Source organism: Bradyrhizobium sp. BRP23, assembly GCF_020194135.1.
GTDB classification, from domain to species: Bacteria; Pseudomonadota; Alphaproteobacteria; order Rhizobiales; family Xanthobacteraceae; genus Bradyrhizobium; species Bradyrhizobium yuanmingense.
Genome location: NZ_JADYVW010000009.1, coordinates 151,513 through 176,058, shown reverse-complemented (window position 1 = coordinate 176,058; position 24,546 = coordinate 151,513). Strand labels below are relative to the sequence as shown.

27 protein-coding genes are annotated in these 24,546 nt (G+C 60.8%); 15 read left to right on the top strand and 12 right to left on the bottom strand.

The genetic code is table 11. From position 1 onward, the window contains the following. The first annotated feature begins 5 nt into the window (after positions 1-5). Positions 6-356 carry a hypothetical protein gene (locus tag I6F24_RS24515; protein WP_225156502.1) on the top strand — a complete coding sequence of 117 codons (351 nt, stop codon included), beginning with the start codon at positions 6-8 and terminating at the stop codon, positions 354-356. 2,096 nt (positions 357-2,452) lie between these two features. After that, a complete protein-coding gene (locus I6F24_RS24510; RefSeq protein ID WP_225143423.1) occupies positions 2,453-3,151 on the top strand; it encodes a recombinase family protein in 699 nt (232 codons plus the stop codon). Here I6F24_RS24510 and I6F24_RS24505 read toward each other — a convergent pair. From I6F24_RS24505 to I6F24_RS24480, 7 genes are all read right to left on the bottom strand, one after another. After that, entirely contained in the window at positions 3,129-3,428 is a 300-nt protein-coding gene (locus tag I6F24_RS24505) for a hypothetical protein (RefSeq protein ID WP_225150430.1), read from the bottom strand. The two genes, I6F24_RS24510 and I6F24_RS24505, sit on opposite strands and share 23 nt — an antisense overlap. Positions 3,429-3,525: 97 nt before the next feature. Then, positions 3,526-4,086 carry a hypothetical protein gene (locus tag I6F24_RS24500; protein WP_225143421.1) on the bottom strand — a complete coding sequence of 187 codons (561 nt, stop codon included), beginning with the start codon at positions 4,084-4,086 and terminating at the stop codon, positions 3,526-3,528. A gap of 461 nt (positions 4,087-4,547) precedes the next feature. Further along, the gene (locus I6F24_RS37645; RefSeq protein ID WP_276573677.1) at positions 4,548-4,676 is read right to left on the bottom strand and encodes a hypothetical protein; all 129 of its coding nucleotides are present in this window, start codon (positions 4,674-4,676) and stop codon (positions 4,548-4,550) included. Between the two features lie 54 nt (positions 4,677-4,730). Continuing rightward, positions 4,731-5,222 carry a hypothetical protein gene (locus I6F24_RS24495; RefSeq protein WP_225143420.1) on the bottom strand — a complete coding sequence of 164 codons (492 nt, stop codon included), beginning with the start codon at positions 5,220-5,222 and terminating at the stop codon, positions 4,731-4,733. Continuing rightward, entirely contained in the window at positions 5,219-7,036 is a 1,818-nt protein-coding gene (locus I6F24_RS24490; protein ID WP_225150428.1) for a hypothetical protein, read from the bottom strand. Before I6F24_RS24490 ends, I6F24_RS24495 begins: the two co-directional genes overlap by 4 nt. Continuing rightward, positions 7,033-7,923, bottom strand: coding sequence for a toprim domain-containing protein (locus tag I6F24_RS24485; RefSeq protein WP_225143418.1), 891 nt, complete (start codon positions 7,921-7,923; stop codon positions 7,033-7,035). The genes I6F24_RS24490 and I6F24_RS24485 overlap by 4 nt, the downstream gene beginning before the upstream one ends. Before the next feature lie 46 nt (positions 7,924-7,969). After that, positions 7,970-8,185 (bottom strand): helix-turn-helix domain-containing protein, encoded by a 216-nt coding sequence (locus I6F24_RS24480; protein ID WP_225143417.1) that lies wholly within the window; start codon positions 8,183-8,185, stop codon positions 7,970-7,972. Between the two features lie 74 nt (positions 8,186-8,259). On the opposite strand from I6F24_RS24480, the gene I6F24_RS24475 reads away from it, so the two are divergent. The 4 genes from I6F24_RS24475 to I6F24_RS24460 all read left to right on the top strand — a co-directional run bounded on the left by I6F24_RS24475 (position 8,260) and on the right by I6F24_RS24460 (position 10,253). Next, positions 8,260-8,748: a hypothetical protein gene (locus I6F24_RS24475; RefSeq protein ID WP_225143416.1), complete on the top strand. Its 489-nt coding sequence runs from the start codon at positions 8,260-8,262 to the stop codon at positions 8,746-8,748. A 30-nt stretch (positions 8,749-8,778) separates the two neighbouring features. Continuing rightward, positions 8,779-9,084 carry an AlpA family phage regulatory protein gene (locus I6F24_RS24470; RefSeq protein ID WP_225143414.1) on the top strand — a complete coding sequence of 102 codons (306 nt, stop codon included), beginning with the start codon at positions 8,779-8,781 and terminating at the stop codon, positions 9,082-9,084. A 119-nt stretch (positions 9,085-9,203) separates the two neighbouring features. Next, the gene (locus I6F24_RS24465; RefSeq protein WP_225143413.1) at positions 9,204-9,440 is read left to right on the top strand and encodes a hypothetical protein; all 237 of its coding nucleotides are present in this window, start codon (positions 9,204-9,206) and stop codon (positions 9,438-9,440) included. 414 nt (positions 9,441-9,854) lie between these two features. Then, positions 9,855-10,253, top strand: a complete 399-nt coding sequence (locus tag I6F24_RS24460) for a hypothetical protein (RefSeq protein ID WP_225143411.1) — start codon at positions 9,855-9,857, stop codon at positions 10,251-10,253. 224 nt (positions 10,254-10,477) lie between these two features. Here I6F24_RS24460 and I6F24_RS24455 read toward each other — a convergent pair whose 3' ends face one another. Together I6F24_RS24455 and I6F24_RS24450 are read right to left on the bottom strand one after the other, a co-directional pair. After that, on the bottom strand, positions 10,478-10,936 hold the full coding sequence (locus I6F24_RS24455) for a MaoC/PaaZ C-terminal domain-containing protein (protein WP_225143409.1): 459 nt from the start codon (positions 10,934-10,936) through the stop codon (positions 10,478-10,480). Positions 10,937-11,843: 907 nt separating this feature from the next. Continuing rightward, entirely contained in the window at positions 11,844-12,074 is a 231-nt protein-coding gene (locus I6F24_RS24450) for a DUF1127 domain-containing protein (RefSeq protein WP_225143407.1), read from the bottom strand. Positions 12,075-12,218: 144 nt separating this feature from the next. Between I6F24_RS24450 and I6F24_RS24445 the strand changes: the two genes are divergently transcribed. From I6F24_RS24445 to I6F24_RS24430, 4 genes are all read left to right on the top strand, one after another. Further along, positions 12,219-13,784, top strand: coding sequence for a winged helix-turn-helix domain-containing tetratricopeptide repeat protein (locus I6F24_RS24445; RefSeq protein WP_225143406.1), 1,566 nt, complete (start codon positions 12,219-12,221; stop codon positions 13,782-13,784). Between the two features lie 284 nt (positions 13,785-14,068). After that, positions 14,069-14,491, top strand: a complete 423-nt coding sequence (locus I6F24_RS24440) for a methyltransferase dimerization domain-containing protein (RefSeq protein ID WP_225143404.1) — start codon at positions 14,069-14,071, stop codon at positions 14,489-14,491. After that, a complete protein-coding gene (locus I6F24_RS24435) occupies positions 14,379-15,143 on the top strand; it encodes a methyltransferase (protein WP_225150698.1) in 765 nt (254 codons plus the stop codon). Before I6F24_RS24440 ends, I6F24_RS24435 begins: the two co-directional genes overlap by 113 nt. 244 nt (positions 15,144-15,387) lie before the next feature. Further along, a complete protein-coding gene (locus tag I6F24_RS24430; RefSeq protein WP_225143403.1) occupies positions 15,388-16,866 on the top strand; it encodes a tetratricopeptide repeat protein in 1,479 nt (492 codons plus the stop codon). Positions 16,867-17,630: 764 nt separating this feature from the next. Here the strand turns inward: I6F24_RS24430 and I6F24_RS24425 are convergent. Further along, a complete protein-coding gene (locus I6F24_RS24425) occupies positions 17,631-18,041 on the bottom strand; it encodes a hypothetical protein (RefSeq protein WP_225133400.1) in 411 nt (136 codons plus the stop codon). A 289-nt stretch (positions 18,042-18,330) separates the two neighbouring features. On the opposite strand from I6F24_RS24425, the gene I6F24_RS24420 reads away from it, so the two are divergent. After that, positions 18,331-18,582: a DUF2798 domain-containing protein gene (locus I6F24_RS24420; protein WP_036042074.1), complete on the top strand. Its 252-nt coding sequence runs from the start codon at positions 18,331-18,333 to the stop codon at positions 18,580-18,582. Positions 18,583-18,588: 6 nt separating this feature from the next. On the opposite strand, the gene I6F24_RS24415 is transcribed toward I6F24_RS24420, so the two are convergent. Next, entirely contained in the window at positions 18,589-20,376 is a 1,788-nt protein-coding gene (locus tag I6F24_RS24415; protein ID WP_225150426.1) for a chloride channel protein, read from the bottom strand. A 13-nt stretch (positions 20,377-20,389) separates the two neighbouring features. Continuing rightward, positions 20,390-21,043 (bottom strand): L-fuculose-phosphate aldolase, encoded by a 654-nt coding sequence (locus tag I6F24_RS24410; RefSeq protein ID WP_192893125.1) that lies wholly within the window; start codon positions 21,041-21,043, stop codon positions 20,390-20,392. Positions 21,044-21,511: 468 nt separating this feature from the next. Between I6F24_RS24410 and I6F24_RS24405 the strand changes: the two genes are divergently transcribed. The 4 genes from I6F24_RS24405 (at position 21,512) to I6F24_RS24390 (ending at position 24,485) form a co-directional block, all read left to right on the top strand. Further along, complete coding sequence (locus I6F24_RS24405) at positions 21,512-22,330, top strand: gamma-glutamyl-gamma-aminobutyrate hydrolase family protein (RefSeq protein WP_346656924.1); 819 nt, start codon at positions 21,512-21,514, stop codon at positions 22,328-22,330. A 3-nt stretch (positions 22,331-22,333) separates the two neighbouring features. After that, a complete protein-coding gene (locus I6F24_RS24400; protein ID WP_225127641.1) occupies positions 22,334-23,521 on the top strand; it encodes a carboxylate-amine ligase in 1,188 nt (395 codons plus the stop codon). Positions 23,522-23,607: 86 nt separating this feature from the next. Next, positions 23,608-23,814, top strand: a complete 207-nt coding sequence (locus tag I6F24_RS24395; RefSeq protein WP_225150422.1) for a hypothetical protein — start codon at positions 23,608-23,610, stop codon at positions 23,812-23,814. 104 nt (positions 23,815-23,918) lie between these two features. Further along, on the top strand, positions 23,919-24,485 hold the full coding sequence (locus I6F24_RS24390) for a ferritin-like domain-containing protein (RefSeq protein ID WP_036042072.1): 567 nt from the start codon (positions 23,919-23,921) through the stop codon (positions 24,483-24,485). The last annotated feature ends 61 nt before the right edge of the window (positions 24,486-24,546 follow it).

The following is a 24,546-nucleotide window of genomic DNA, read 5'->3' as shown; positions in this document are numbered from 1 at the left end:
GAAGTGTGAAGCTGTTCACCTTGGCCGGATCTCTCTTCGCCTACAATAGCAACGTTCCCCTCTCGGACGCTCATCCGGGAATGGACGCGTTGGGCGAAGCTGGAGGCGCGGCCATGAAGCGCCACGCCATGTGCAAGTATTTCGGTAATGGCGCCGGCCACGTTCTGCGCCAACACAATAGCGCCGTGCTGCTGTTCAGCTGGCGCGGCAGGCCCGACGGATCGGCCCGCTATGTCGAGCGCCTCAACCGCTACACCCGCGATGGCGTGGAATATTCTAGCCTTGCCGCCCTGCTCCGCGCCGTCGAGGACGAGCACGCTCAGACGCAGCCGCAGGAACGATCAAGCGGCGAATGAATCGCGGCCCAAGACTTGCTATTCGCATGAGCGTAGGCCAAATATGCCTACGTTTGAGGTCGGCGAACGCTCAGTTTTGAATGAAGCGGCAAAGTCCGCTCAGGGTCCAGAAACGGCCCTCAGCGAGCATCACCGTTCGGGTCAACTACGGGCCAGCAGCGCAAACCACCGTGGCTGAATCATCCAACCACCCGTAAGCGCGGGCTCAACAGCTTTTTGGGAGGGGCGCCAACCGGCGTAACGATGGTGTCTTGCCGCTGAGCCCGTTTGCAATTAGGGCAAACGAAGAGGTGAGCGATCAGCGACTGTGCATCATCTTGCACCAGTTCGGATCGAAACCATCTCATGCCGACGTTGCAGTTGGGGCAGATGGGGGCTTCTAGATGGCCCAGCGAATCCTTCAACCGTTCCACTGCCTGCATCCCTGTTCGGGAAACAGTAGCAATATTCTACCGAGTGCAAAGTATCAAAAGATACCAAGGCATAAGTTTATATCGCTCTGCATGGGAAAGGGCTCAGGAAGTGTCCGGCTTCTGCAGCTTGAGGGTCTCAAGGCTCTCGCGATACGCAGTCAAGTACGCGGGTTCCGCAAATCGCGTTCGGGCCAGGACCGGGCGAGATCGCGGAGCCGGACAAGCAGCTCTGTTTTTAGAAGCGGCAGATTCCGGGCACTGATTTCTCCCGAAAATATCTTTGCTAGCTCGCCACACAGAGCGCTGATTGTCAGCATTTCCTCATTGGTCGCCATTTTGATAAGCCCTCGAAGCGACGTGGGCCCCCCTTCGGGCATGGGCGCGCTGGGCGGTCAGCCCAACCTAACTTTTGTAGATAAGGATGCCTTGAGCGCGAGCTTGCCTACGCACTGCCCCAACTCGTCGCCCCAGTACCTTTGCGACCCGGGCTGCAGTGGCCCTTTTTCTCGCGAGCAGGGTCAATAGTCTCGAATCCTCGCGCGTCCACACGGAGCCTGATTTCTTCGAATCGCGAGATGAGTCCATGCCTCAACTTGGCGGCTCATGGTTAACAAATGATAGTTTTGCAACCATAAGCCTCCGTCTTACCAGCGGTGACGGTGCAGCCAGCCATAGTGATGGCCGCGGCCTCGACCCCAGCCGTAATGATGACCACGACCTCCGCGATGACCCCATCCGTGGCCACCGCCGCGTCCGTGACCGCCCTTGATCTCGATAGTGCCAGTTTGGGTCGCACCCAGGGCGTCCGGCTTAGCGACGGGCATCGCCGAAGCAGGGCTCAAAGCGATGGCCCCTGCCAGAAAGCCGGCGATGTAAACCCACTTCATGTCAATGCCTCCTCCAGAGAATGATGGGCTGGGAGCCGCGAGCCGCCGCGGCATCTCAAGCTCACCAACATTGCAATAGGGAAAAAGTTGCAATCAAAAGGAGTTCGGCTCTCGGGCCGCACAGCAAGGACCCTGCACAGCTTCTGGCGGTGATCGCGGTCGTCGCCTAGATGTCCGCTAAGGGTCACAACGGCTGTGGACGTGAATCAGCCGAGTGTCTGGTCTGCCGTCAATAGCAGACGCTAAGGCAACCGGGCTCGATGGAAGCAACGGCCAAGGGCGTTATTCCGCCCCGCCCCGGCTTGGTTCGCTCGGACTGGACTTGGCAACCTCGAAACCCGAGATGCTTAGCGAGGAATATTCTTCGACACCATCGCTTGCCTGAGAATGAACGACTGCCGCTCTGACCAGAACGATTGCATTGAGAGCCGAACGGTATCTACGGCGCAGAGGAAGCACCGGTTGCGCGATATTTCACGTGGAACGCTCGGACAACGATAATCTCGCGAGAGGCTCCCGATGAAGCTACGGCAAGTGGAGGCGATGGGACCGAGCCGCAAGTAAGCATGCTTGGAGACCAAGTTTTCCCTCCCCACCCCCTCCGCCAGGAAATATAGCCCGGTCTCATCACTTGGCGACGCATGATGAACGTGCGCTTTCGTGCGCGTACTAAGCGTCACGTAAAATTCCGATTAGTCTAATGTAGGGGATTCGGAATACGACATCGCTCGCTAGATTCTCTGTGTTTACAGATAGACGCTCGACTGTCTGTAAATTCAGGGAGGATGAATATTCTATGCGCTCCGCCGTTTCCTACATTCGTGTGTCGAAGCCGAAGCAAGGTCGTAGTGGCTTGGGCCTCGAAGCACAGCAATCCGCCATTCGATCCTTCTGCGGACAGCACGGCTACAGCATCGAGGCTGAATACCGCGAGGTGGAGACTGGCAAGGGCGCTGATGCGTTGGAGCGTCGTCCCGAACTCGCTGCAGCTATGAAGCACGCTCGCAAGATTGGACGCGGTGGCAAGTCAGGTGCAGCCCCGATCGTCATTGCAAAACTGGACCGGTTGAGCCGCGACGTGCATTTCATCAGCGGCCTGATGGTGCAGCGTATCCCCTTCATCGTCACCGAACTGGGGCCTGACGTGGACCCGTTCATGCTGCACATCCACGCTGCTGTGGCCGAGAAAGAGCGCGAGAGGATCGCTCAGCGCACTCGGGAGGCGCTGGCAGCCGCCAAGGCCCGCGGCCAGGTGCTCGGCAATTCTTCAATCGGACAAGCCCGCAAGGCGGAAGCAGACCTGAATGCCGAGCATTTCCGGTCAATTATTGAGCCGCTCCGGGATCTTCCCGCCAAGCGGATCTCAGTAATCCTGAATGATCGAGGCGTGACGACGCCGAAGGGTGGCAAGTGGCAGGCTACTCAGGTGATCAGGCTGCTCAGTCGCCTGCACTTCTCAGACGAGAACCGCCTCAGCTCGGATCGTCCGGCCTAACCTTTGCCGGCGGCAGCAGCAGCATCGTGTCCGGGTTCAGTCCGCCACCGGCAGCGATGCGATACAGTTCGACATCACTGAGCTCATGAATGGGAACGTCCTGGCGATCGACGACCTGCACAGCCTTGCCATCCAGCCTGTCAACGAGCTCCCGGATATAGGCGAGGTTGCCCTGCTCCGCCTTGTCCAGCAACTGGTCCGCCACCCTGCGCAGCGCCAGGGGACGACTCCGCAACGCAATCCGGAGTGCGTCGTTGAACGGCTTTTCCTTGTTCACACTTCCGATTGGGCGTCCCATGCATCCCGCCACTATCGCAATTCACAGTCAGCTGATCTTACGCCAAGATCTGCATTGAAACTACAGGAATGCTGAATCACTGCAGGCGCCCCGACCTCCGGCCTTCGGCGCTGAACTGCCGCGTCGCCAAAAGCCTGACCCGCAACGTCTCGGCCTCCTCACCGGATAGCGTGGTCAGCCCGACCTCGGGCTGGAGCAGGTCAAGGCCCTCTTCCATATCGCCCATGACGGATGCTACCTCCAGGGCAGCCGTTAGAACTGCCCCGAAGACAACCTGTTCCGGCAAGGCAATCCGATAGCCTTGATCTTCGCGAGCGAAGAAGCCGAGCTGCACGAGCAGCGCGAACTCCCGGTAAAAAATACCGCTTTCGTCAGGATAAAGATCGAGAGAAACCACGTGAAGGTGGTGCTCAAGCTCGCCAAGGAGTTCCAGGGCAGCGGCAGCGAGGTTGGGAATGCCATCCGCATGAAGCAGTCCCAGCCGATGCGCACCGTTCGGTCTATCCAGTATTTCAGACCAGAAGGCCTGAGCCTCAGCTGCCTTTATCAGCCACGCTGCAACGAAGTGGCAGTCGGGCTCATCTGGCATTTGGAGCAGAACATGCTGATTACCAGCAGACACTTGAACTTCCGGCATGCATCACCTGTCAGTGGTTATGCGTGGTCACGCCGTGGCGCGCGCACGCTGCGTCTTCACCGGCGAGACACCCAGTCCTGGTTACTGCAATGCCCCTCTTCAAGCCGATCTCCCAGGCAGTTACGAAGCGGTGTACCCGCCCAGGTACGGCCCGTAGCCGCATTCCTGATCTCGAGCGCTATGAAGCGGATCGGTCTCGCGCAGCCAACGCTTCACCAGGGTGCGATCGTCCTGTGCGATGGATCTACCCTCGGACCGGCCGGAAACGTCCTGGATCAACATCTTGAGCAAGAGTTCAGCGGTGGCAACGTCTCCCGGGGAACCGACTGGGCCGAAGCCGCGCCGAATACGTCGAGCAGCCGCTCGCCCACGAATTTGAGATCATAATTGATCGCGATCCACGTCAGCCTTTGCAAGGTGGCGGGCCGGATCAGATGCACGGTCGAGAGCAGCAGGCTGAATCAATCGAGGTGGCAGCGGCGCCAGTTGCTCCACGTGCTGTCCGAGTAGTCGTCCGGGAAGGCCTCCAGGGCCAAGGCGTCGACGCGGAGCTGATCCAGCTTGATTGCCACGACGAAGCCCGCGAACAAATCCCGGAGTCCTTCATAATGCCTGTTTGCATCGATGTCGCTCCCGCTATCGCATCATCCGCCCCTCAGAATGGCCGAGAGAACAGCGGCGGCCATAGCTTTCCGGTTGCCATGCCACGCTACCCAGCACCGTGAATGCAACCAGACGTGACCACTCGGCTCCGTACCGAATGGCACCAGTTCATCAAGTACGGCTTCGCCGCCGCCGCAGTGCAGACACCGTCCGGGCGGAGAGCAGACCGGATTGCAGTTTAGCCATTCGACGACGCAACATTCAAGAGCGCGCGCCTCAGCATCCTGACGCTCCATTCCACCATCAAACTCGGCGATGCCCGCCCGCTCGTCGAAGAAGGCCAGCCAATCCACCTCCGACCAACGGTCATCGGTCGACCGCAGCAGCGTGACGATCTCAGGCTTGTGGCGGGAAAGCGCGCTGAGCACCTCATCCGGAGGTGCCTCGGCTGCGGTCAGCAAGAGATCCTCCCCGTCGAGGACTAGGCGAATGCCTGCGGCAACGGCCGCCTTGAGAGCTTCCGCCGCGCTCATAACCGCGCACTCCACCCATGCGAGCTTGCCGGCTCAGACTGGCGATCAGCGACTGCATCCGAGTTCGGCGCACACTCCGAGACTTCGGCATTGCAATCCAACAAAGTCGCGTTGGCGCCAGAAGCATAGGGACCATAGGGGGCATAGGCGGTATCGGCGCCCACCTCGAACTCACGCGGCAGCTGGGCGTCCCTATGCCCCCTATGGTCCCTATGGTTTTCCGCGCTGTCCGTTTTCGTGAGCGCATACGTAGCCGAGCCCCACTTGCCGACGGCTGCCTGCCGGGTAAGGACAAAGCCGGCCATGCGCGTGCCCGACAACTTCTCGACTTGTGATGCGAGGTACTGGCGGCCGCGCCCTTGCGGATCCAAAGCCTGGCGAACCTCGTCATGCAGCTGGCGGACAGTCACGGGATGATGCTGATGCTTGTCCCACCAGATCGCGAACACATCCGCCAGGACCTGACGGCGTCCGTCCCGCTGCTTTGCTTCACCAATCCGGGTGACGGGATCCTGGCAGCCCAAAGCGAGCAGCGGATCGCGCACCCACCGGCCCCATTGTGCGAAACTCCCAATCGGCAAGCCCGGCTCGATGCCGCCCGCCGTCCGACCCCAGCGCCAGATCGTAAGCGCCGCTGCCAGCAGCTCCGTGCGCCGCTGCGTCACCTCAAGCCGGATGTCCGTTGAGAAGGGCCGCAGCTCCGGATCCTCGGTGCGCGCGTCGAACTCGACCGTCACGAACCGGCGAGCCAAATCCTCAGAAACGGTCAGCCCGTTACCGGTCAGGATGACGAATGCGGATGCGTTCAGCGGCACCATCTGCGACTTACCAAGCAGTCGCACGCGGGCCGGCCTCTCCGTGATGACGCTCGCAAGCAGATCGGATTTGAAGGCCATGTTGTTGAGGTTGTCGAGGAACAAGGCCGGGCTGCCTTCCATCAGCTCCGCCGAGATCCGCTTCTCGAGCTCTTCTGCGTTTGCTCCGGCCGTGACGGCATGCGGCTCCCGCCCAAAGGCAATGAGGCAGATGCAACGGGCAAGCAGACCCTTGCCGGCACCCGCGCCCGACACGGGCGCCGCGCGGAAGAGCACACCGGGAGCGAGATGCAGGCTGGGACGACAGATTGCGGTGAGCAAGGCTGCCAGGAAGGCAGATTCGTCTCGTCCCGGCGGCTTGGAGATGTCGACCGTCACGACACCACCGGGCGCCGTCTCGATTGTTTCGGCATCGGCAAAGCAGAACGTCTTGAACGTCTCGCGGACGTACTGCAACGCAGCCGCTGCATCATCCCGACTGGGTTTCAGGGGGACGGAGAGATGGATGTTTGGCACGTTCTCGCACCACATGCCTGTGGTGGCGTCATATCCCTCCGTGCTGTTGATCTCACCGTGCTCCCGCAACAGCGGCGCCGAAGCAATCCCGTTCAGGGGCGGCAGCCGCCATTCACCCCGCCAATCGAGATACATGACGGCCAGAGAACGCGGCAGACGAGCATCAATTTCCACAATCGTGCCGTCCCGCCGTTCTTTTTTCATGTACGGCCGGGAAATCGTGTGCGCCTTCAGAACCAACGCCTCCGGCGTCATGACCTGGGCGACCGCCCCGCGCTGAGCCTGGTCGAACGCGAGACGAACAGGAACGCCACGTTCGAACAGACCGCCGGCAGCGGCGATCGCATCGCGAATTGCGGTGACGGTCAGATCAGGGCTACAGTTCTCGACCAAAAGGCGCGGCTTTGCACCCTTGGTCCCGGAGGCAATGCAGATCTCTTCGGCGGATCCGATCAGCGTGGCGATTTCGCTTGCAGAAGTCACGTCGCCAGCTCCATCAAACTGTGCGCACGATCGGCGAGCAGGTCGTTAAAATCCAGCCCCGGCGGCGGCCTAGCAATCCGGACGCGACGCCCTTCGAGCACCCAGCGGTACGCCGCGTCGTTTGCCGCCGCCTCTCCTGCCCGATCGGCGTCTGCAAGAATAACAATGTCCCGCTCGTCAGCAGGCAGAGCGAGCGTGCGCAGGCCTGAGGTCGAAAGCGCCGCCCACGTCCGGTGTCCCGTCGCCTGCAGCGCTGAGAGGCAGGTCTCAATCCCTTCGCCAACCAACAAGACGTTGCCCAAACCACCAAGGCGCACAACCCCGCCGCGGCACGGGCCCAACATCATCTTGGTCGACTCGAGGGGAGCCTTGGAGGTGCCATCGGGCGAGAGGAACGTGCGGTGAATAGCAGTCGGAGCCCCGCCGAGTGCGTTGGACACCAAAGCAACCATCGCCGGCCAGCTCGACCCTTCCGGGTGCCGCAGACCAGGGTGAAACCGAATGGCCGAGGGGATTGACACCGTGAGCCCACGCCGCCGCAGATAGGTCTCAACCAGCGAGCCCCTTGCGCAAGTCGAGGCGTTCCAAATCCCAGCTGCCCACGAAGCAGAGCTGCAAACGCTGGCATCTTTCGACACCGGCGTTCTCGACACATTGCGGGGCGCGACGACGTGCGGCCCCGGCCACACGCCGAGGCGCTTGAGCGCATCAATAACTGACTTCTGGCTGCAGCCGCCGAAGCAATGGACCAGGACGATCCCGTCGCGGCCGTATCCGAGCGAGAGACTGCCAGTCCTCTCCTCATGGGCAGGGCAGCGACACATGAAACCGCGAGCCGTCCGCTTGGCATCGCCGCAGGCTGAAGCGATCTGCTCAATAGAATTCACATGCGCTCTCCCGTTAGCGCCCGATCACTTTTCACCCCCCGCTTCGTCAGCCGCTCAGCATTCGTTCCAGGGCGTGCCGCGGAACGATCCAACGGCGGCCCACCCTGATGGCAGGCAACTCGCCAGAGTTCGCGGCGGCGTAGGCACTGCACTTCGACAGGCCCAGGATTTCGCATCCCGCCTCTTCGACGGTGAATGTCGAGCGACCGTCCCAGCGCTGATCGAGGACGCGCCAAGCCGTCGTGGTTTCCGAATTCGTCATATCCAGTCTGGTTCAGTTGACCCTTTGTGTCAACTATTGTAGGGCTAGATCTGATCATATCAAGGGCTACCACGTTGAAGCAGCAGCAGTTCAAAATCACCCTCGGTGACGATCTCCGCGCAAAGCTCGATAGCTCCAGCGCTCTCAGCCAACGGTCGATCGCAGAGGAAATCCGACAGCGCCTCGAGATGTCATTCGACATCCAGGGCGATGGCCACACGCTCGATTTGATCTACGCGATCCTGTTCTTGGCGCATGAGACCATGCGCGATTTCGGCGCGACTTGGTGGGGCGACGAGCGTGCCCGGTCTGCATTCATGGCGGCCATCGCCGACCAGGTGATGAGCTATCCCATCAGCCCGTCCGACCTCGCTGCGAAGCCATTGATCAGCTTGGGTACGCGAGAGCAGCAGGCCGGCCCCGAAGATCCTCCTGAGGTGATCGGACGCGCTATAGCCCGGAACTACCGTCGGAGGGTCAGACCGCTCGGCTTGCGATCTGACGAGTTCGATATCAGTCGTTTTCGCCAATTGATGCGGAACGAGGAAGAGAACGAAGACTGAGTAGCGGACCGGGCTTTGAGGAGGTTCGTAATGACCGCAGCAAAGCCAGCGCCCACCGAGATGAACGTTGCCGGGGCCTCGAAGTGCGCCCCCCGTCGCATGCTCAACGAGCAGCAGGTGTTGGAGATCATCCCCGTAAGCCGCACCACGCTTTACCGCATGGAGAAGGCGGGCCGGTTTCCGAAATCCACTTACATCAGCCCCAACCGCCGAGTCTGGTACGAGGACCAGATTGTCGCCTGGCAGAACGCAGTCGATGAATTCGATCCGCATCGCGCGCGGGGCAAGGGCCGGCGCGCGACTTCGGCTGTGGGGAGCAAACCGGAAGCGCGCTGAAGATGGCGCGTCGCGTGCTTGTGACCCGCTGCGGACATCGGTGCCGAACCCAAAGGGAGTGGACAGGGCGGTGACGATTAGGCCCAGGAACGCTTCGCTAGTTCCGGGGTTCCGAGGAAATGCCTCGATATTACTTCGACTTTCGGGATGACGCTGGACTCACCCTCGACGATATTGGTGAGGAATTGCCGGATCTTGATGCTGCACGGGATGCGGCGCTAAGGGCACTCGCCGAGGCCATCCGCGCTAAAAGCGATGTTGGCGCAGAGATGGGCCAGATGTTCGTCGAGGTGAGAACTCATGCCGCAGCGGTTCTGACGGTATCCGCTTCGGTCGAGGTCATCCTGAAGTCGTGAGGCAGTGTCGTGATGCAAGATGACCTCCTCGAACGAGGCGGCTCGCGCGATTGCCGAGAGCAAGAAGCTCGTCGACAGCGGGTAGGTCGGAATTATGGAGGCAGCGGCGCACTCTCCACACCTGAGGCGAGCTTAGAAGCTCATGGAAAGGATGGCCGCCAAGCCCAAGGCCGCTATGGCCTACGCCAGCACATGCAACATCCAAGGCTGCATCGTTGCCTCCTGCCAGGACGCTGTATCGGGATCGCGAAAGTTAGTTGCGACAGATCAATGTCCTTGGAAAAATCAACGGGTGCTCAGAGAGAACCGCTACTTGTGCGAGCACCGGGTTGAGTGCCGCGAACTGCGATGATGGCGGCGATTGATTTCTCGCCGGACGTGTAAGAGATTTGACTATCCGCCGGGGGGATGGAAATGGACGATCGGGACGCCATAGCGAAGGCCTTCTGGCAGACTGAGAACGACTGGAATACCGTTCTCATCCTGATCACAAAATCACAGGACCACTTAATTCCCACACATATGATGTCGTGGGCATCCTCGTGGGTAAGTGCCGGCGGCAACACGAGTAGCCTCATGGAACATTGTGATCGCTACTTTGAAGAAGCTTATTTTGCGCACGGTGGGACGGGTTATCCTCCAAAGTTCACGCAACTCAAGCGAGAATATTTTGAGAATGCTCGCGAACCTGCGAGCCAAACGTCCACTCCGAGCGCTGCACAAACCTCAACGTCTCCCAAAAGTGGTGCCATCTCCGCTGGGCTTATACTTCTAGGGATGCTCTTTGTGCTGGCAATCCTTTTTGCCCGCTAGCTCACGACGCGGTTCGGCCGCGGCAAGTATGATTATACGCCGTTGCGAAGCTAGATTAGCGCGGCCTTCGCATGTCATTTGTTGGCCCGTGGTTGACTACCGCTCTCGGCCGCGCAGCGTCTGCTTCCGAGCGCTGAGCGGAAAGCCATCGTGGTCACGCCGAAGGCAGCCTTTGACCCGAAGCCGACATCGGCCGGCCACTGGAACTCGCGGCCTCCCGTGTCTCAGGAATTCGCAGGCGGTCGTCGCGCCACGAGAACCGTGTTGACGCATTGAAGAACCGTTTCGTGCTTTTGGTTCCGGAGATGTAGCTGGTTACGGACAACGCCTCTGTCGAAATGGGATTTTGACTCACGCTTCTCCAAAATTGCCACTTCGAGATCGAGATCATCTCCCGGGCGCACCGGAGCGGGGAGCCTGAGTTCATCCCAGCCAAGCCCGGCAACAATCCGAAGCGAATACGGCTGTGTTCTGCTCAACAAGGAAATAAGTATCGCAAACGTGTGTGCACTCGAAGCGATCAGTCCGGAAAAGACGGAGCGTGCGGCGATCTCCTCGTTGATATGAATAGGCAGCGGATCGAATTTTCGGGCAAATTCGATAATCTCGTTCTTTGTGACGTGGTAAGGACCAGCCGTACGCAGTTTGCCAACCTCCGCCTCCTCGAAATACAACATGGCCATTTAGTGCCCCCTGAAGGACATCTCGCTGATTAGGTCATAGCCTAACCTCGCGGCCATCCAAAGTCATTGCATCTGCGTGTGGCGCGTGGCTGCCGCGGTCTGCTTCCGAGGGCTGACCGGAACGCCGTGGTGGCTGCCGAGGGCAGCCCCTGACCCGTAGCGGAAATTCACGACAATTCTCGCTGAAAGCCGCTTTCGATCCCAAGCCGCTTCTTCGCACCTTCCTTGCCTCGTCAGTGTCAGGTTCTGGCCCGAAGGAAGCCGGCGAAGGAATGCCGTGGGCCAGCTGAAGAGGTTAGACGAGACATGGCCGAGAGCCGGCCCGAGCGACGAGACTAACCCAGAGCAGAAGTCGGCCTCCACATAAGTCAATTATTGAACCAACACCTAATAGGCTCGCTTCCTACAATTAGCTCGGACAGAGCGGATGGAAAGGAGCGCTGAAATGCAAGGTCTCTTTGGCACTTTCCTTCAAGCAAATACGCGAAGGATATCGCCAACATGATCGATGCAAGGCCGGCAAAGTACGGCCACCGTTCGCCACTCATTGAGCACTCCGTAGCAGGAGGGTTGGCAATCATTCGCCCCGGTCTTGGTTCTAATAATATGCCGCTTTCATACTGCCGCCGGGCCACCTCGTCGGATGTGAATTGGTTCGCGTCCCCGGCAAATGTTTTTGCTCGCCTGTTCGCTCAACCTAAGCGGACCCTTCTACGAGGTCGCGAGTGGCCCGAATGCGAAGTGGTGGCACGGCCTGCTGGCGTCTGCTCAGCGGAGCATATCGGATCAGATTTGCACAGCCTGAGCTCTTCTCAGTCTGAGCCATATCGGAAGGCAGCATCTGCGCCATCACGGCTTCTGGTTGTGACTAGTTCGATCTTCCATCGATACCAGATATCGCATTCATTCACCGGATGCCTCGCGGATCGCAATCTCGCTGCGAGGCGACGTAGTCGATCTCGCCGCGCGTAATACCGATATCGATAAGCTCCCTGTCACTTAAATCGCACAAGTTGGCCAGTAATCTCCGGCGTCTGCGCCACTCCTGAAATGCATTCCAATATGCTTCGAGAGGACTGTAGACCTGCCGCCTTGCTGTTGCCGGTCCCAGCTCGGTGGTCCCGTGGATCGTGCTCATTGAGGGTGTCCTGTCTGGACTGCTCACTATGACGGAAGTTGCCGCAAGAGGTGTCGGCGCGCTTAACTGGCGGCTTACATTTCTCTTACCGGCGGCTTATTCTTCATGCGTTAATACAGAGGCGCCCTGAGAAGGAATGGCAGCTTGCGCTATCTTTTCGAGGAATACGCATTCGACACCGATCGGCGCGAGCTGCAGCGGGGCACTGATGCCGTGTCGATCACACCGCAGGTTTTTGACCTGCTCGATTACCTGATCCGCAACAGGGAGCGGGTTGTAAGCAAGGACGACCTCGTCAACGCCATTTGGAATTGTCGCAGCGTATCTGACGCGGCGTTGACGACCCGCCTGAATGCCGCGCGAAGCGCGATCGGCGATTCCGGTGCGGCACAGCGCCTGATCAAGACGTTACCGCGCAAGGGTTTTCGTTTCATCGGCACGGTCCGCGAGGTGAACCAGCGTTCCGGCGCGGCGGCGATCTTGAGCCGCGATATTGAATTCACGGAAGCCCCCCTTCCACTACCCGACAAGCCCTCGATTGCTGTGCTGCCGTTCGAGAACATGAGCGGTGATGCCGAGCAGGAGTATTTTGCCGACGGAATAGTGGAGGAGATCATCACGGCGCTTTCGCGGTTCAAGTCCCTGTTCGTTATCGCCCGAAATTCAAGTTTCATCTTCAAGGGCAGAGCTGTAGACATCAAAGAAGTCGGGCGCAGGCTCGGTGTGCGCTATGTGCTTGAAGGGTCTGTGCGCAAGGCCGCAGGAAAAGTTCGCATCGCAGGACAATTGATCGATGCAGCCACAGGGGCTCATATCTGGGCGGACAGATACGAACGTGACCTGACAGACATCTTCGTTCTCCAAGATGAAATCACGCTAGCGGTTGTCTCCGCCATTCAGCCGAAGCTGCTCCAAACGGAGATCGCAATGGCGACGCGGCGGCGACCGGAGAATCTCACCGCCTATGATCTTTACCTCCGGGCCGTGGGCGAGTTCCGTTCGATGACCCGCGAAAGCTTTGCCGAGGCGACAAGGCTGGCTCATCGCGCCTTGGAGCTCGACCCTCAGCTCGGTCTGGCTGCCGGCCTGGCGGGTAACTGTCACGCGCTCAATGTCGTCTTCGGCTTTGCTGTCGATCCTAAATTCGAGCGCCGAGAGGCACTTCGACTTGCTCGCCTCGCATTGAGCATCGACGACAGTGATGCAGACACGCTAGCATCCGCCAGCTTTATCTCGGCAATCATGATCGGCGCTGGGCAAACCGAGATCGAAATGGCGAACCGTGCGGTCGCTCTTAACCCGAATGCATTTCAAGCCTTGGTCTGCAGGGGTCACGTCTACAGAATTGCGGGGTTACCCGAGGAAGCGATACGCAGCTTTGAACATGCCGTCCGCATGAGCCCATTAGATCCGGTGCTGCACGCGGTGATGGCCGGGATAGGGATGGCCTTAATTGAGCTTGGTCGCTTTGAGGAGGCCGTCGAAGCAGGAAAGAAGGCCGAACGTCAGAACGCCTTCTATTCATCAACTTACCGCTGCCTCGCGTCCGCATACGCCCATCTCGGACGGGATGCGGAGTCACGCGAAGCGGCGGCACGTCTGCTTGAGCTCGACGCCGCCTTTAACATATCAGGGTGGATAGCCCGGGGCGGGCAATCGAACGCGAAGCTGCTGATCGAGGGGCTCCGGAGAGCGGGGTTACCCGAATAGCAGTCCTATTTTGGCGAGATGATGCACTAGCGGCCCTGCAAGCGCCGCGCATGAGTCGAGTTTTGGCCCATTGCTGCCGTATCCCACGGCCGAGGATATGTCGGGTGCCACGGGAAGCCGGATCACACTTAAACCGGGCTAAAACGTCGCGATTGACTCTAAGCGGTCCTCGAATTCACTTGTGTTAGATGGTGCGCACCGCAATTTCTGAGATATCATCCGTTTGCGGGAAGTCTGGTACTCGATGCATCTTTACTGTGTGCGGAGCAGCAGGAGGTGACACCATGGCCGCCAATGCCTTCTCGGACCTTACGCGGCTGATTAACGGTTATCAGATTTCGCAGGCCATTCACGTGGCGGCCCGGCTTGGCATAGCCGACCACCTTAGTTGCGGGCCCCAAGGCAGCAACGAACTTGCTCAGCTCAGCGGATCGCATCCGAGGACACTCTATCGGCTCTTGCGGGCGCTGGCTTCAGTCGGTGTTTTCCATGAGGCCGAGAACAAAACGTTCTCGCTCACCCCGATGAGCGAGTGTCTTCGTTCCGACTCGCCGACTCCACTCGACGGCTGGGCCGCATATGTCGGCCGACCTTATGCTTGGCAGGCCTGGGGGCATCTTGAACACAAGCGTCCGCACCGGCGAGAGTGCCTTTCGGCATCTCAATGGTCAGAGCGTATGGGAGTATCGCAGCACCCGTCCGGATGAGAACGCGATCTTCAACCGAGCCATGACGGCCAATTCACGCGGCGCGATCGAAGCTATTATCGCCGCCTACGATTTCAGCAGCTTTCGTCACGTCGCGGATATCGGGGGTGGTGAAGGCCAACTGCTGGCGGGAATTCTCGGAGCAAATAAGGGCCTGCGCGGAACGCTGTTCGATCAGCCGCACGTTGTTGGCAAGGCAGCGGAAGTTCTGAACCAACATGGTGTCGCGGACAGATGCGAAATCGTCGGAGGCAGCTTCTTTGAATCCATCCCGGAGGGGGCTGAGGCCTATGTGATGCGGGCGATTATCCATGATTGGGACGATAAGGAAGCGATTTCTATCCTGAAGACCTGCCGCCGCGCTATGACCGCTGATGCCAGATTACTCCTCATTGACGTGTGGTGGACGCGCCGAACGAAGGGCCAATCTCGAAATTCAGCGACCTCAATATGCTCGTCATGCTCGGAGCGCTTGAACGGAGCTACGACGAGTATTCCGCGCTATGTCGAACGGCCGGATTTGAGATGCGCGGCACAGCCCGCGCAGGCCCGCACTTTCAGGTCATCGAGGCAATTCCAACTTAGACTGAGCCAGTGCGGGGCCTTTCTTCACGGCCGGAGGGTCTGCATCCGATACGCTTTCACAACCTGAGGTCTGGTTATGGCCCATCGCTGCGGCATCGCACGACCTAGGATATGTCGGCTGTCAGGGGTAGGCCGGGCCTAACTTAAACCAAGGCCATATCGTCGCGATTGACCGGACCGGACTTCATGCGCCGACGATTGTTGCGGCGACAAATCCAGAAAGGCGAATGAGTCAGGGGCCTTGACCAACCTTAAGTGCGCATCTCTGCTAGTATAGAGTTGGGGCTATGGGCACCTGCGGAGAGGCAACGGTGACAAACTCGGAAATCTCCAACGGCCTACCGGACAAACCGCCATCAGATAAAGAGCAACCGGCAAAGCTGCCATCCGATCGCAATTTGAAGATTCGCCTGCGCGCACGGTTGCAGTTGATCGGCGGCGCGTTGGCCTCGATTGCTGCCGTCGGTGCGGTCGCAGGCGGCCTCATCGGTTACTGGACTGTTTGGAAGACGCTCCGCACCGAAGTGTTTCCAGGGAGCCAAAAAACGCAGAAGGAGGCTACGGCCCGGCCCGACATTGCTCCCCGGTTGTCTCTCGTTGTCTTGCCATTCGCTAACCTCAACAATGATGCAGAGCAGGACTATTTCGCCGACGGCATCACGACCGATCTGACGACTGACCTCGCGCAATTGCCCGATACATTCGTCATCGGGCGCGGGACGGCTTTTTCATATAAGAACAAGCAGATTGATCTCAAGACACTCGGTAAGGATCTCAGCATCCGCTGGGCCGTGCAGGGCGCGGTGCAGCGGGCCGGAGCTCAGGTCCGAATGAATGTGTCGCTTGCAGACCTGTCAACTGGCCGCGACGTCTGGTCGGACCGCTTTGATGGAGATCGTGCGGATCTTGCGGCATTGCAGGAGGAAGTCACGGCACGGCTCGCCCGCTCTCTCAACGTCCAACTTGTCCAGGCTGAAAGCCGGCGTAGCCAAATGAACCAGTCGACGAATCCAGATGCTGCCGATCTCAGCATGCGCGGTTGGGCGAAGGTCTATGAGCCTGGGACCAAGGCAACGAACGCACAAGCAAAGGACTTCTTTAACAGCGCGCTGCGCCTTGATCCGGATAACACCGACGCACTGCTTGGGAAGGCGTGGTGCATAGCCACTGATCTAAATAACGGTTGGTCAACGTCTGTGGTCGAGGACAAAAAGACGGCGACCAAACTAATTGATCAAGTTCTTGCAAAGCGCCCGGCGGCGGCGAACGCTCGTATAGCTATGGGAAGCATTTTGAATTACGGAAGTCCAGAACAAGCATTATCTGAGCTCGATGCCGCGTTGGCAATCGATCCTAATTCACCCATAGCATACGCCTCAAAAGGAATCTCGCTCATCACCGCGGGTCGCGCGCGCGAAGCGTTCTCTCCGATTCAGATCGCTCTACGCCTAAGCCCCAAGGATCCAGCCGCAGGTATTTGGCGTTTCTTCCTGTGTCACGCTCACTTACATGTCCGCCAGTATAACGAAGCCATCGAAGAGTGTAGGCGCTCGATCACTCTGAATAAATCAAACTGGTTGCCGTATGTGGACCTGATTTCAGCCTATGGAGCCACGGGCCAATTGGAAATGGCCCACCAAATGTTAGCCGAATTGAATACAGTCCGGCCGGAGTTTACCATCCGGTGGTTCCATCAAATCGGCTACGCACGATCGAGCAATCCGCAGTATCGGCTTGAGTACGACGACATCGTCGATGGGCTGAGGAAGGCAGGCGTTCCGGAGCAATGAGGCGACAAACAGATAGCTGGACCCCGCCCTTTGTAAAAAGAGACGACAAGGTCTCCTTTTGGCCCTTCGGTGACATTTGGCCTACGTCCAATGATTCCCGCTTTCAACGGCTAAACGGACATCGAGCGTCAAGGCGTTCGCGGCCGCAACAAAGCGCCCCGCTCTGCAAAGCGTGAAACTAGGGCCTATTGGGGCCCGGTGAATTGGGCGAGAGGCCTCGCCCTCAGCTAGGAAGCCCCATACGCCGTTGAAGCTGATGCTTTTTCCGCAGTTTCAGAGAATGACCAAATAGCGCTTGCGGCCAGGACCACACGGTTTTGCCGTACGCGCGGTCCGTTGGCGCCACAGGGTTCGACGGCGTTGTGCACGTTGCCATCGAAATGCCGGCACGACGAACCTGACAGCGCCGCTCGTCCGTACGAAGCTTAGGGGCTCACGGAGAGCAATCCGCCCTGCCCTCAGCTCTCGTACACGACGCTGCCGCGTCCACCGCAAGCCCGGCTCGCGACAATGACGACCTCATGATCGCCCCTCGAGATTAAGCCGGGATGGGCGACACATACGTCCTTTCCGAATTTCGGTAAAGCGGAATATTTTCGCGCGAGCGGGTTGACAGCGCCGCGACACACCTCGGTCCCGTAGCCTGGATGGAGCGAAAGCGTAATCCGGGACAGCGCAAGATGCCGAGCGCGCAGCCCCGGATTACGCTTTCGCTCCATCCGGGCTACGAGAGACGAGATTGAGCTCGTCGAGACCTGGAGAGCTCAGTACGGTGCGTAACGATAGCCCGGATCGTAGTAGTAGCCGGAACCGCCGTAGTAACCAGGGCCGCCGTAGTAACGCGGGCCATAGCCATAATAATAGCGGTTTTCATAATATTCGCGGCGGCGGCTCTCGGCGATCGCGCCTCCGATCAGACCTGCGGCCATGCCCATGAAGGCGAGACCCGCGGCATTCGGCCCGCGTCGATAGTAACGCCGCCGGTGCGAGCTGAAATCGGTGACGTCGGAGGCAGCCTGGCCGGCAACGACCGCCTTGACAGCCGACTTGGCGGCCGGTGTCCCGGCCGAAGCCGCTGCGGACGGGGATGCGGAAGCCGCAATCAGGGCGAGGCCAGCGAGCGCGACCACGATCGTGTTGCGGCCGGCTGCGGAAATCACGGGTCCAATACTCATGTTCGAATTTCCTCTGTTCTCGCCCAAAGAAACATAAGCAAACGATCTATAATCCGCAAACCACTGAAATGGTTTCATGATCGCGGCGATCTGCCACGCTTTGAACGATTGTAAATCCCGAACGATCAGACCCAGCTTGAACCAGCCAACCTGAGCGGTTAATGAACGGCCGCGCCGTTTTCGGTCGCCGTAAGCGTTTACGTGAACCAACGCATCAACCGACGCCGTCGGGATCGATGCCATTTTCCAGGTTCACCGAGATCGACGCGCCCTTTCCTAGAGAAACCAGATGATTGTGGTTCGCAAACTGCCGGCGCGCTATGCGCCGATCGTGACGCCATTCGTGCTGTCCATCCTCATGACGGCGGTGGTATCGGTCATTTCGACGCTGCGGAGCCTGGGGGCAACGCCGGCGTTCCTGGCGGCCTGGCCGGGCGCCTGGGGACTGTCCTGGCTCGTCGCCTTCCCGACCCTGCTCCTGGTGCTGCCGCTGGTCCGCCGGATCGTGGCCTGGCTCGTCGCAGCACCACCCGGCCGGTAACCGCGCCTACGACAGCGCCCCCAGCACGCCTCTCGTCGCCTTGTCGATTTCCTCGACATAGCGGCGGCGGGCGAAGCTCTCGGTGAGGAAGCCGACCACCTTGCGGCTGTCGGTGGAATCGACCACCGCCAGCATCTCCGCCTCGGCTTCGTCGAACACCGCCATCGCCGACTTCACGTTCATTTCCGGGATCAGCACGATGTCGATCAGGCGGGCGAGCTCGACCACCTGGATGTCGTCGGCGATGGTGTCGAGGTCGCTGGAGAACAAATCGGGCAGCAGGACGAGGCCGATATATTCGTCAGTATTGTTGACGATGACGATTCCCGGCCGCGAGCCGAGCGCGAACTCGCGGCGCGCGGCGGCGATCGTCGTGGTCGAGGGCACCTTGCCGACGTCCGAGCGCATCAGGCGCTCGACCGTGAGATTGCGCAGCCAGCCGACGTCGTTGGCGCTGCGGATGGTCTCGCCGCGCAGATGCAGGCGCCAGGTCGAGAAGGAATGGCCGAACATGAAGCGCACGCAGATCGAGGTCACGATGCAGCCGGCCAGCACCACGGCGGTGACGTCGACGTTACGTGTCATCTCGAGCACGAGGAACGACATCGTGAGCGGGCCGCCGACGATAGCGACGCCGAGCGTCGCCATGCCAGTCAACATCGCCACCAGCGGATCGATCGCGAAGTTCGGGCTGATGAGCAGCAGCACCGCGGCAAAGAACTTTCCGATCAGGCTGCCGACGAACAGCGAGGCGAAGAACAGGCCGCCGCGAAAGCCGGAGGCGAGCGAGATCAGGCAGGCCGTCACCTTCAAGGCGATGATCAGCGCGATCAGGCCGATCGTCATGTCGTGGAAGAGATCGAGCACCATGGCGCCATGGCCGGCCGCGAGAACCTGCGGCGTGATGATGGCGAACCCGCCGACGATGAGCCCGCCGATCACAGGACGCAGCCAGACCGGCATCCAGGCGAACAGCCGCTCGAACATCGGCGAGGAGCGCATCACGGCGATGCCGACGCCGCTGGTGATGAGGGCGAGCCCGATCAGTGCCAGATATTGCTCGACGCCGACGGCGCTGACCTTGGGTATCTCCAGCGAGTATGGCGCGCCGCCCAGCCATTGCGCGGTCAAGGCGCCCGCGAGGGAGGCGGCGAGGATCGGCGCGGCACTGCCTACGGCATAGACGCCGACGATCAGCTCGCAGGCATAGAAGGCGCCGGTGATTGGCGCGCCGAACGCCGCCGCGATCGCCGCCGCGGCCCCGCAGCCGACCATCAGGCGCAGATCGTTGCGGCGGAGATTGAAGAATTTGCCGATCAACGAGGCGATGCCCGAACCGATCTGGGTGTAGCCCGCCTCGAGGCCGACGGAGGCGCCGCAGCCGTTCGAGATCAGGGTCTGGCCTGCGACCACCCCGCTGTCGCGCATCGACAGATTGCCGCCCCGCAGCGCGTTCGCCTCGATCGGATCGACCGCGTTCGATATCTTCATGCGCCGCCGCGACCATTCCATGATTCCGAGCACCAGCCCGCCGAGCGCAGGCGCGATCAGTGCCGCCCATGGGCTGACGCTCGCGTGGGCCGACAGGTGGACGTCAATGGGAATGCCGTAGATCACGACATGCGCGATCTGCGCGATGTGGGCCATCAGCGTCACGACCGCGCCCGCGAGCGTGCCGATCACGAGCGCCAGCGGGATCAGGTAGAACTCGTTGCTGCGCAGCAGGGCGCGCAGCCGAACCATGGTGCGGTTCGTCTTCTTGCGATCCACGAGATGTTTGATCCGCACTAACACCGTCTGGCCCGCCCTACCTTTCCGACAGGCCGTAGCCGGCCATGCGCTGACGGACCCGCTCGATCTCCTCGCTCGGGAGCAGCGGCGGTTGTCCGATCTGCAGACAGCCGTGATATTGCCGCGCCAGCGTCTCGACCTCGACCGCCAGCCACATCGCCTTGTCCAGGGTCTTGCCGATCGCGATCATGCCGTGATGATCGAGCAGGCAGGCGAGCCGGCCCTCCAGCGCCCGCACGGCGTGCTCGGACAGCTCCGCCGTTCCGAACGTCGCGTAGGGCGCGCAGCGGATGCTGTCGCCGCCCGCCGCCGCGATCATGTAATGCACGGGCGGGATCTCCATGCCCATGATCGCCAGGATGGTGCAATAGGTCGGATGGGCGTGCACGACGGCGTTGACGTCGGGCCGCGACTTCAGGATGTCGCGATGAAAGCGCCATTCGCTCGACGGCTTCTGGTCGGGCGCGTGCGAGCCGTCCATGGCCATGAAGACGATCTGGTCCGGACGCATGGCCTCATAGGGCACGCTGGTCGGCGTGACCAGGAGGCCGTCCACATGCCGGACGCTGATATTGCCCGATGTGCCCTGGTTGATGCCGAGCGCGTTCATACGCCGGCAGGCGTCGATAATGGCCTGTCTCTTGCCGAGCTCGTCCGCTGTCATCGACATGTCGATTTCCTGTCGAGGGCTTGTTGGACCGAGTTACGTCAAAGCAACATGACAGTGCAAGCGAAAGCGTCCCGGATCCCGTGACACTCCGGCCGAACGGGATAGCGACAGGTTAACAGATTGTCGCAGCTACTGGGGCAGGCCGATCCGGACCGACCCCGTTGATGACGAACTGCACGGATAGGCGGCGAGAAGCATGCCGAGGACGCGCGAGAGCCATAACAAAAGTTAAGGCTGGTGCGGAGGCAATGAGATCGAACGGTGCAATCGCAAAGCAACCATTCCCGACGATTGCCGTTTCACTGTGCATCGATACACGAACAGAAGCAGCCGAAGCAATTGCACGAGCCCCGTTCCAGAATTGATCCGCACGATCCTGTTGCCTGCAGCCGTTGGGCACTTCGCTTAGGGACAAACGTCAGAGAGCTCAAGGCGGCGATTCATCAATTCGGCAGCGCAGCGGATGCCGTGGCGTACGGCCTTCAGCAGTGGCGGCGTAGCGCCTCGCGCGGGCAGTGGCAGGGGCGCAGCGGCGCACCGCAGATCGGCATTCTCTCCGATTCCATGGTCGCGCGCGGCGAACAGCTCGCCGCCGTTTCGATGGTCTGCGTCAATGCGATCGGCCTCGTCGCCGGCGCCGTGCCGCGGATTCTGCCCGCGGCGCCGGAGGCTGACATCGATGCCTATCTGGACAGGCTCGACGGCCTCTTCGTCGGCGGCGGACAGACCAACGTCCATCCGTCCCGCTATGGACAAACGGCCGACGAGAAGCGTGACGGCCCGTTCGACGAATTCCGCGACGAGGTCGCGCTGCGCCTGATCCCGCGGGCGCTGGCGCGGGGCATCCCCGCTCTGTTCATCTGTCGCGGCTTCCAGGAGCTGAACGTCGCTTTCGGCGGCACGCTGGCGAAAGAGCCAGACGATTTGCCCGAGGAGCAACGCCATGGCACGCCCGACGCGGACAACGAGGATGCCCGCTATCGGCTGCGGCAGAAGGTGGGCTTGCGCAGGGGCGGCGTCCTGCAGCAGATCTGCGGCGCGGATTCGATTCTAGTGAATTCGCTGCACAGCTTCCTGATCGCCGATCTCGCACCGGGTCTCGTCGCGGAGGCCGTCGCCGACGACGGCTCGATCGAGGCCGTCAGCGTCGAGGGCGCCAGCGATTTTGCGCTCGGCACGCTTTTCCATCCCGATTATTGGGCGAGCTCCGACCACGCCTCGGCGCGCATTCTGGCGGCTTTTGGAGACGCGGTTCGCCGCCACGCCAAGGCACAAGGGGCGGCGTAGGCGATGCACCGCTACCGCTTCGGCATCGAGGAGGAATATTTTCTGGTCAACCGCCAGTCCGCGGCGCCGCGATCCGAGCTGCCCAAGCCCTACATGGCCGCGGCGCAAAAGCGGCTCGGCGAGCGGCTGACCACCGAGATCCTGCAATCGCAGATCGAGGTGGCGACCCCGCCGCTGACGTCTTCGGCCGATGCGTTGGCCGAGCTCACGCATTATCGCGCGGTGCTCACCGAGGTCGGCAAGGACCACGGCGTCGGCATCATCGCGGCCGGCACACACCCGCTGGCGCAGCCGCAGCAGCAGCGCATGACGCGCAAGCGTCGCTACAGCAAGGTCATCAGCGATCTCGGGATGGTCGGCCTCGGCAACCCGATCAGCGGACTGCACATCCATGTCGAGGTCCCCGAGCCCGATTTGCGCGTCGAGATCATGCACCGCCTGGTGCCGTTCCTGCCGCTGCTGCTGGCGCTCTCGACCTCCTCGCCGTTCTGGTGCGGCTACCCGACGGGATTGCTGGGCTACCGCAATGCCGCCAACGATGCCCTGCCCCGGACCGGCTTTCCCGAGATGTTTCGGAACCTTTCCGAATACGAGACCTACGTGAAGACCTTGGTCGATGCCGGCATCATCCCCAACGCCACCTATGTCTGGTGGGCGTTGCGGCCCTCGCTGCAGCATCCGACTCTCGAGCTGCGCATCACCGATTGCTGCACGGCGATCGCGGATTCGGTGGCGATCGCGGCGCTGTTCCGCGCGCTGGTCCGCCACGCCGTCCACCATCCCGAGCTGAACGCCACCTATTCGGCCGTGCACCGCGCGCTGGTGGAGGAGAATCGCTGGCGCGCCCAGCGCTACGGAACCGACGGCACCTATATCGACCTGGTCTCGTTCGAGCCGGTCTCGTTCAGAAGCTGGCTCGATTCGGTGATCGCCATGGTGGCACCCCACGTCGACCATCTCGGCATCGAAGACGACATCCAGCATCTGAAGTCGATCCCCAAGCGCGGCACGTCGGCCCACCTTCAGCTCGAATATTTTCGCGGCTTGCGCAAGTTCGGCCACTCGCCGCGGGAAGCAATCAGCGACGTGACGAAATGGCTGCGGACTTCCACCGAAGCCGGAGACTTCACCGCCCGGGGCGGCGAGCCGAAAGCGCAAGCGGTGCGGCAACCGCTGACCGACCCGGTCTGACGTCTCCGGCTGCGGTCGCATGGAACGAGGTTTCGACCGCCGACTTAGCTCAGCGTGATAGCAATGGACAATCGTGGAGACCAATCATGAGCGACAGCGGCATTAGCATGCTCCTGGGCCACGCCTCGGCCCAGATGCTCTGGCTCTGGTTCATCGGAGTGTTCGTGCTCGGCGGGGCGCTCGTTTACGGCGTGATGAAGGCGGGCAACTTGCGCCGCAGCGAGCGGGCGCAGCTCGATCGCAACACCGAGGCACGGCAGCGCCAGGAAGATCCCTACAAGCGCCCGACCTGAGCCTTCGCCGGTTGCAGTTTGGAACTTTCATTCATGGCGCGGCTTTGATCGCCTGAGGATTGAGGAGGGCGAGGCCTTCCCGTGTTACCTCATGAGGAGGACGTATGGCTAAACGAGCGAAGAAACGCACGACAAAGAAGACCGCGGCGCGCCGGCCGCGTCAGGCGCCGAAGATGCTCAGCGACCTGTTTCTGGAGACGCTGAAGGACATCTATTTCGCCGAGAACAAGATCATCAAGACCCTGCCCAAGATGGCCAAGGCCGCGAATTCCAAGGAGCTTACGGCCGCCTTCAACAAGCATTTGCGTGAGACCCAGGGCCAGGTCAAACGGCTCGACCAGATCTTCAAGATGCTGGGCAAGCCGGCACGCGGCAAGCCCTGCGAGGCCATCAACGGCATTGCCGACGAGGGCGCCGAGATCATGAAGGAGTTCAAGGGCGCGCCGGCGCTCGATGCCGGACTGCTCGCGGCAGCGCAGGCGGTCGAGCACTACGAGATCTCCCGCTACGGCACGTTGCGCACCTGGGCCGAAGAGCTCGGCATGCAGGACGCCGCAAGGCTGCTCCAGGAGACGCTGGACGAGGAAGAGGCGACCGATCAGACGCTGACCGAGCTCGCCACCTCTGTGATCAACCTCGAAGCGGAACAAGAGTACCGCGCGGCGGCCTGAGCCCGCGCCCTGCCAATGAACGGAACGTCGCGGCCGCATGCCGCGGCGTTCGCTTGCCTTG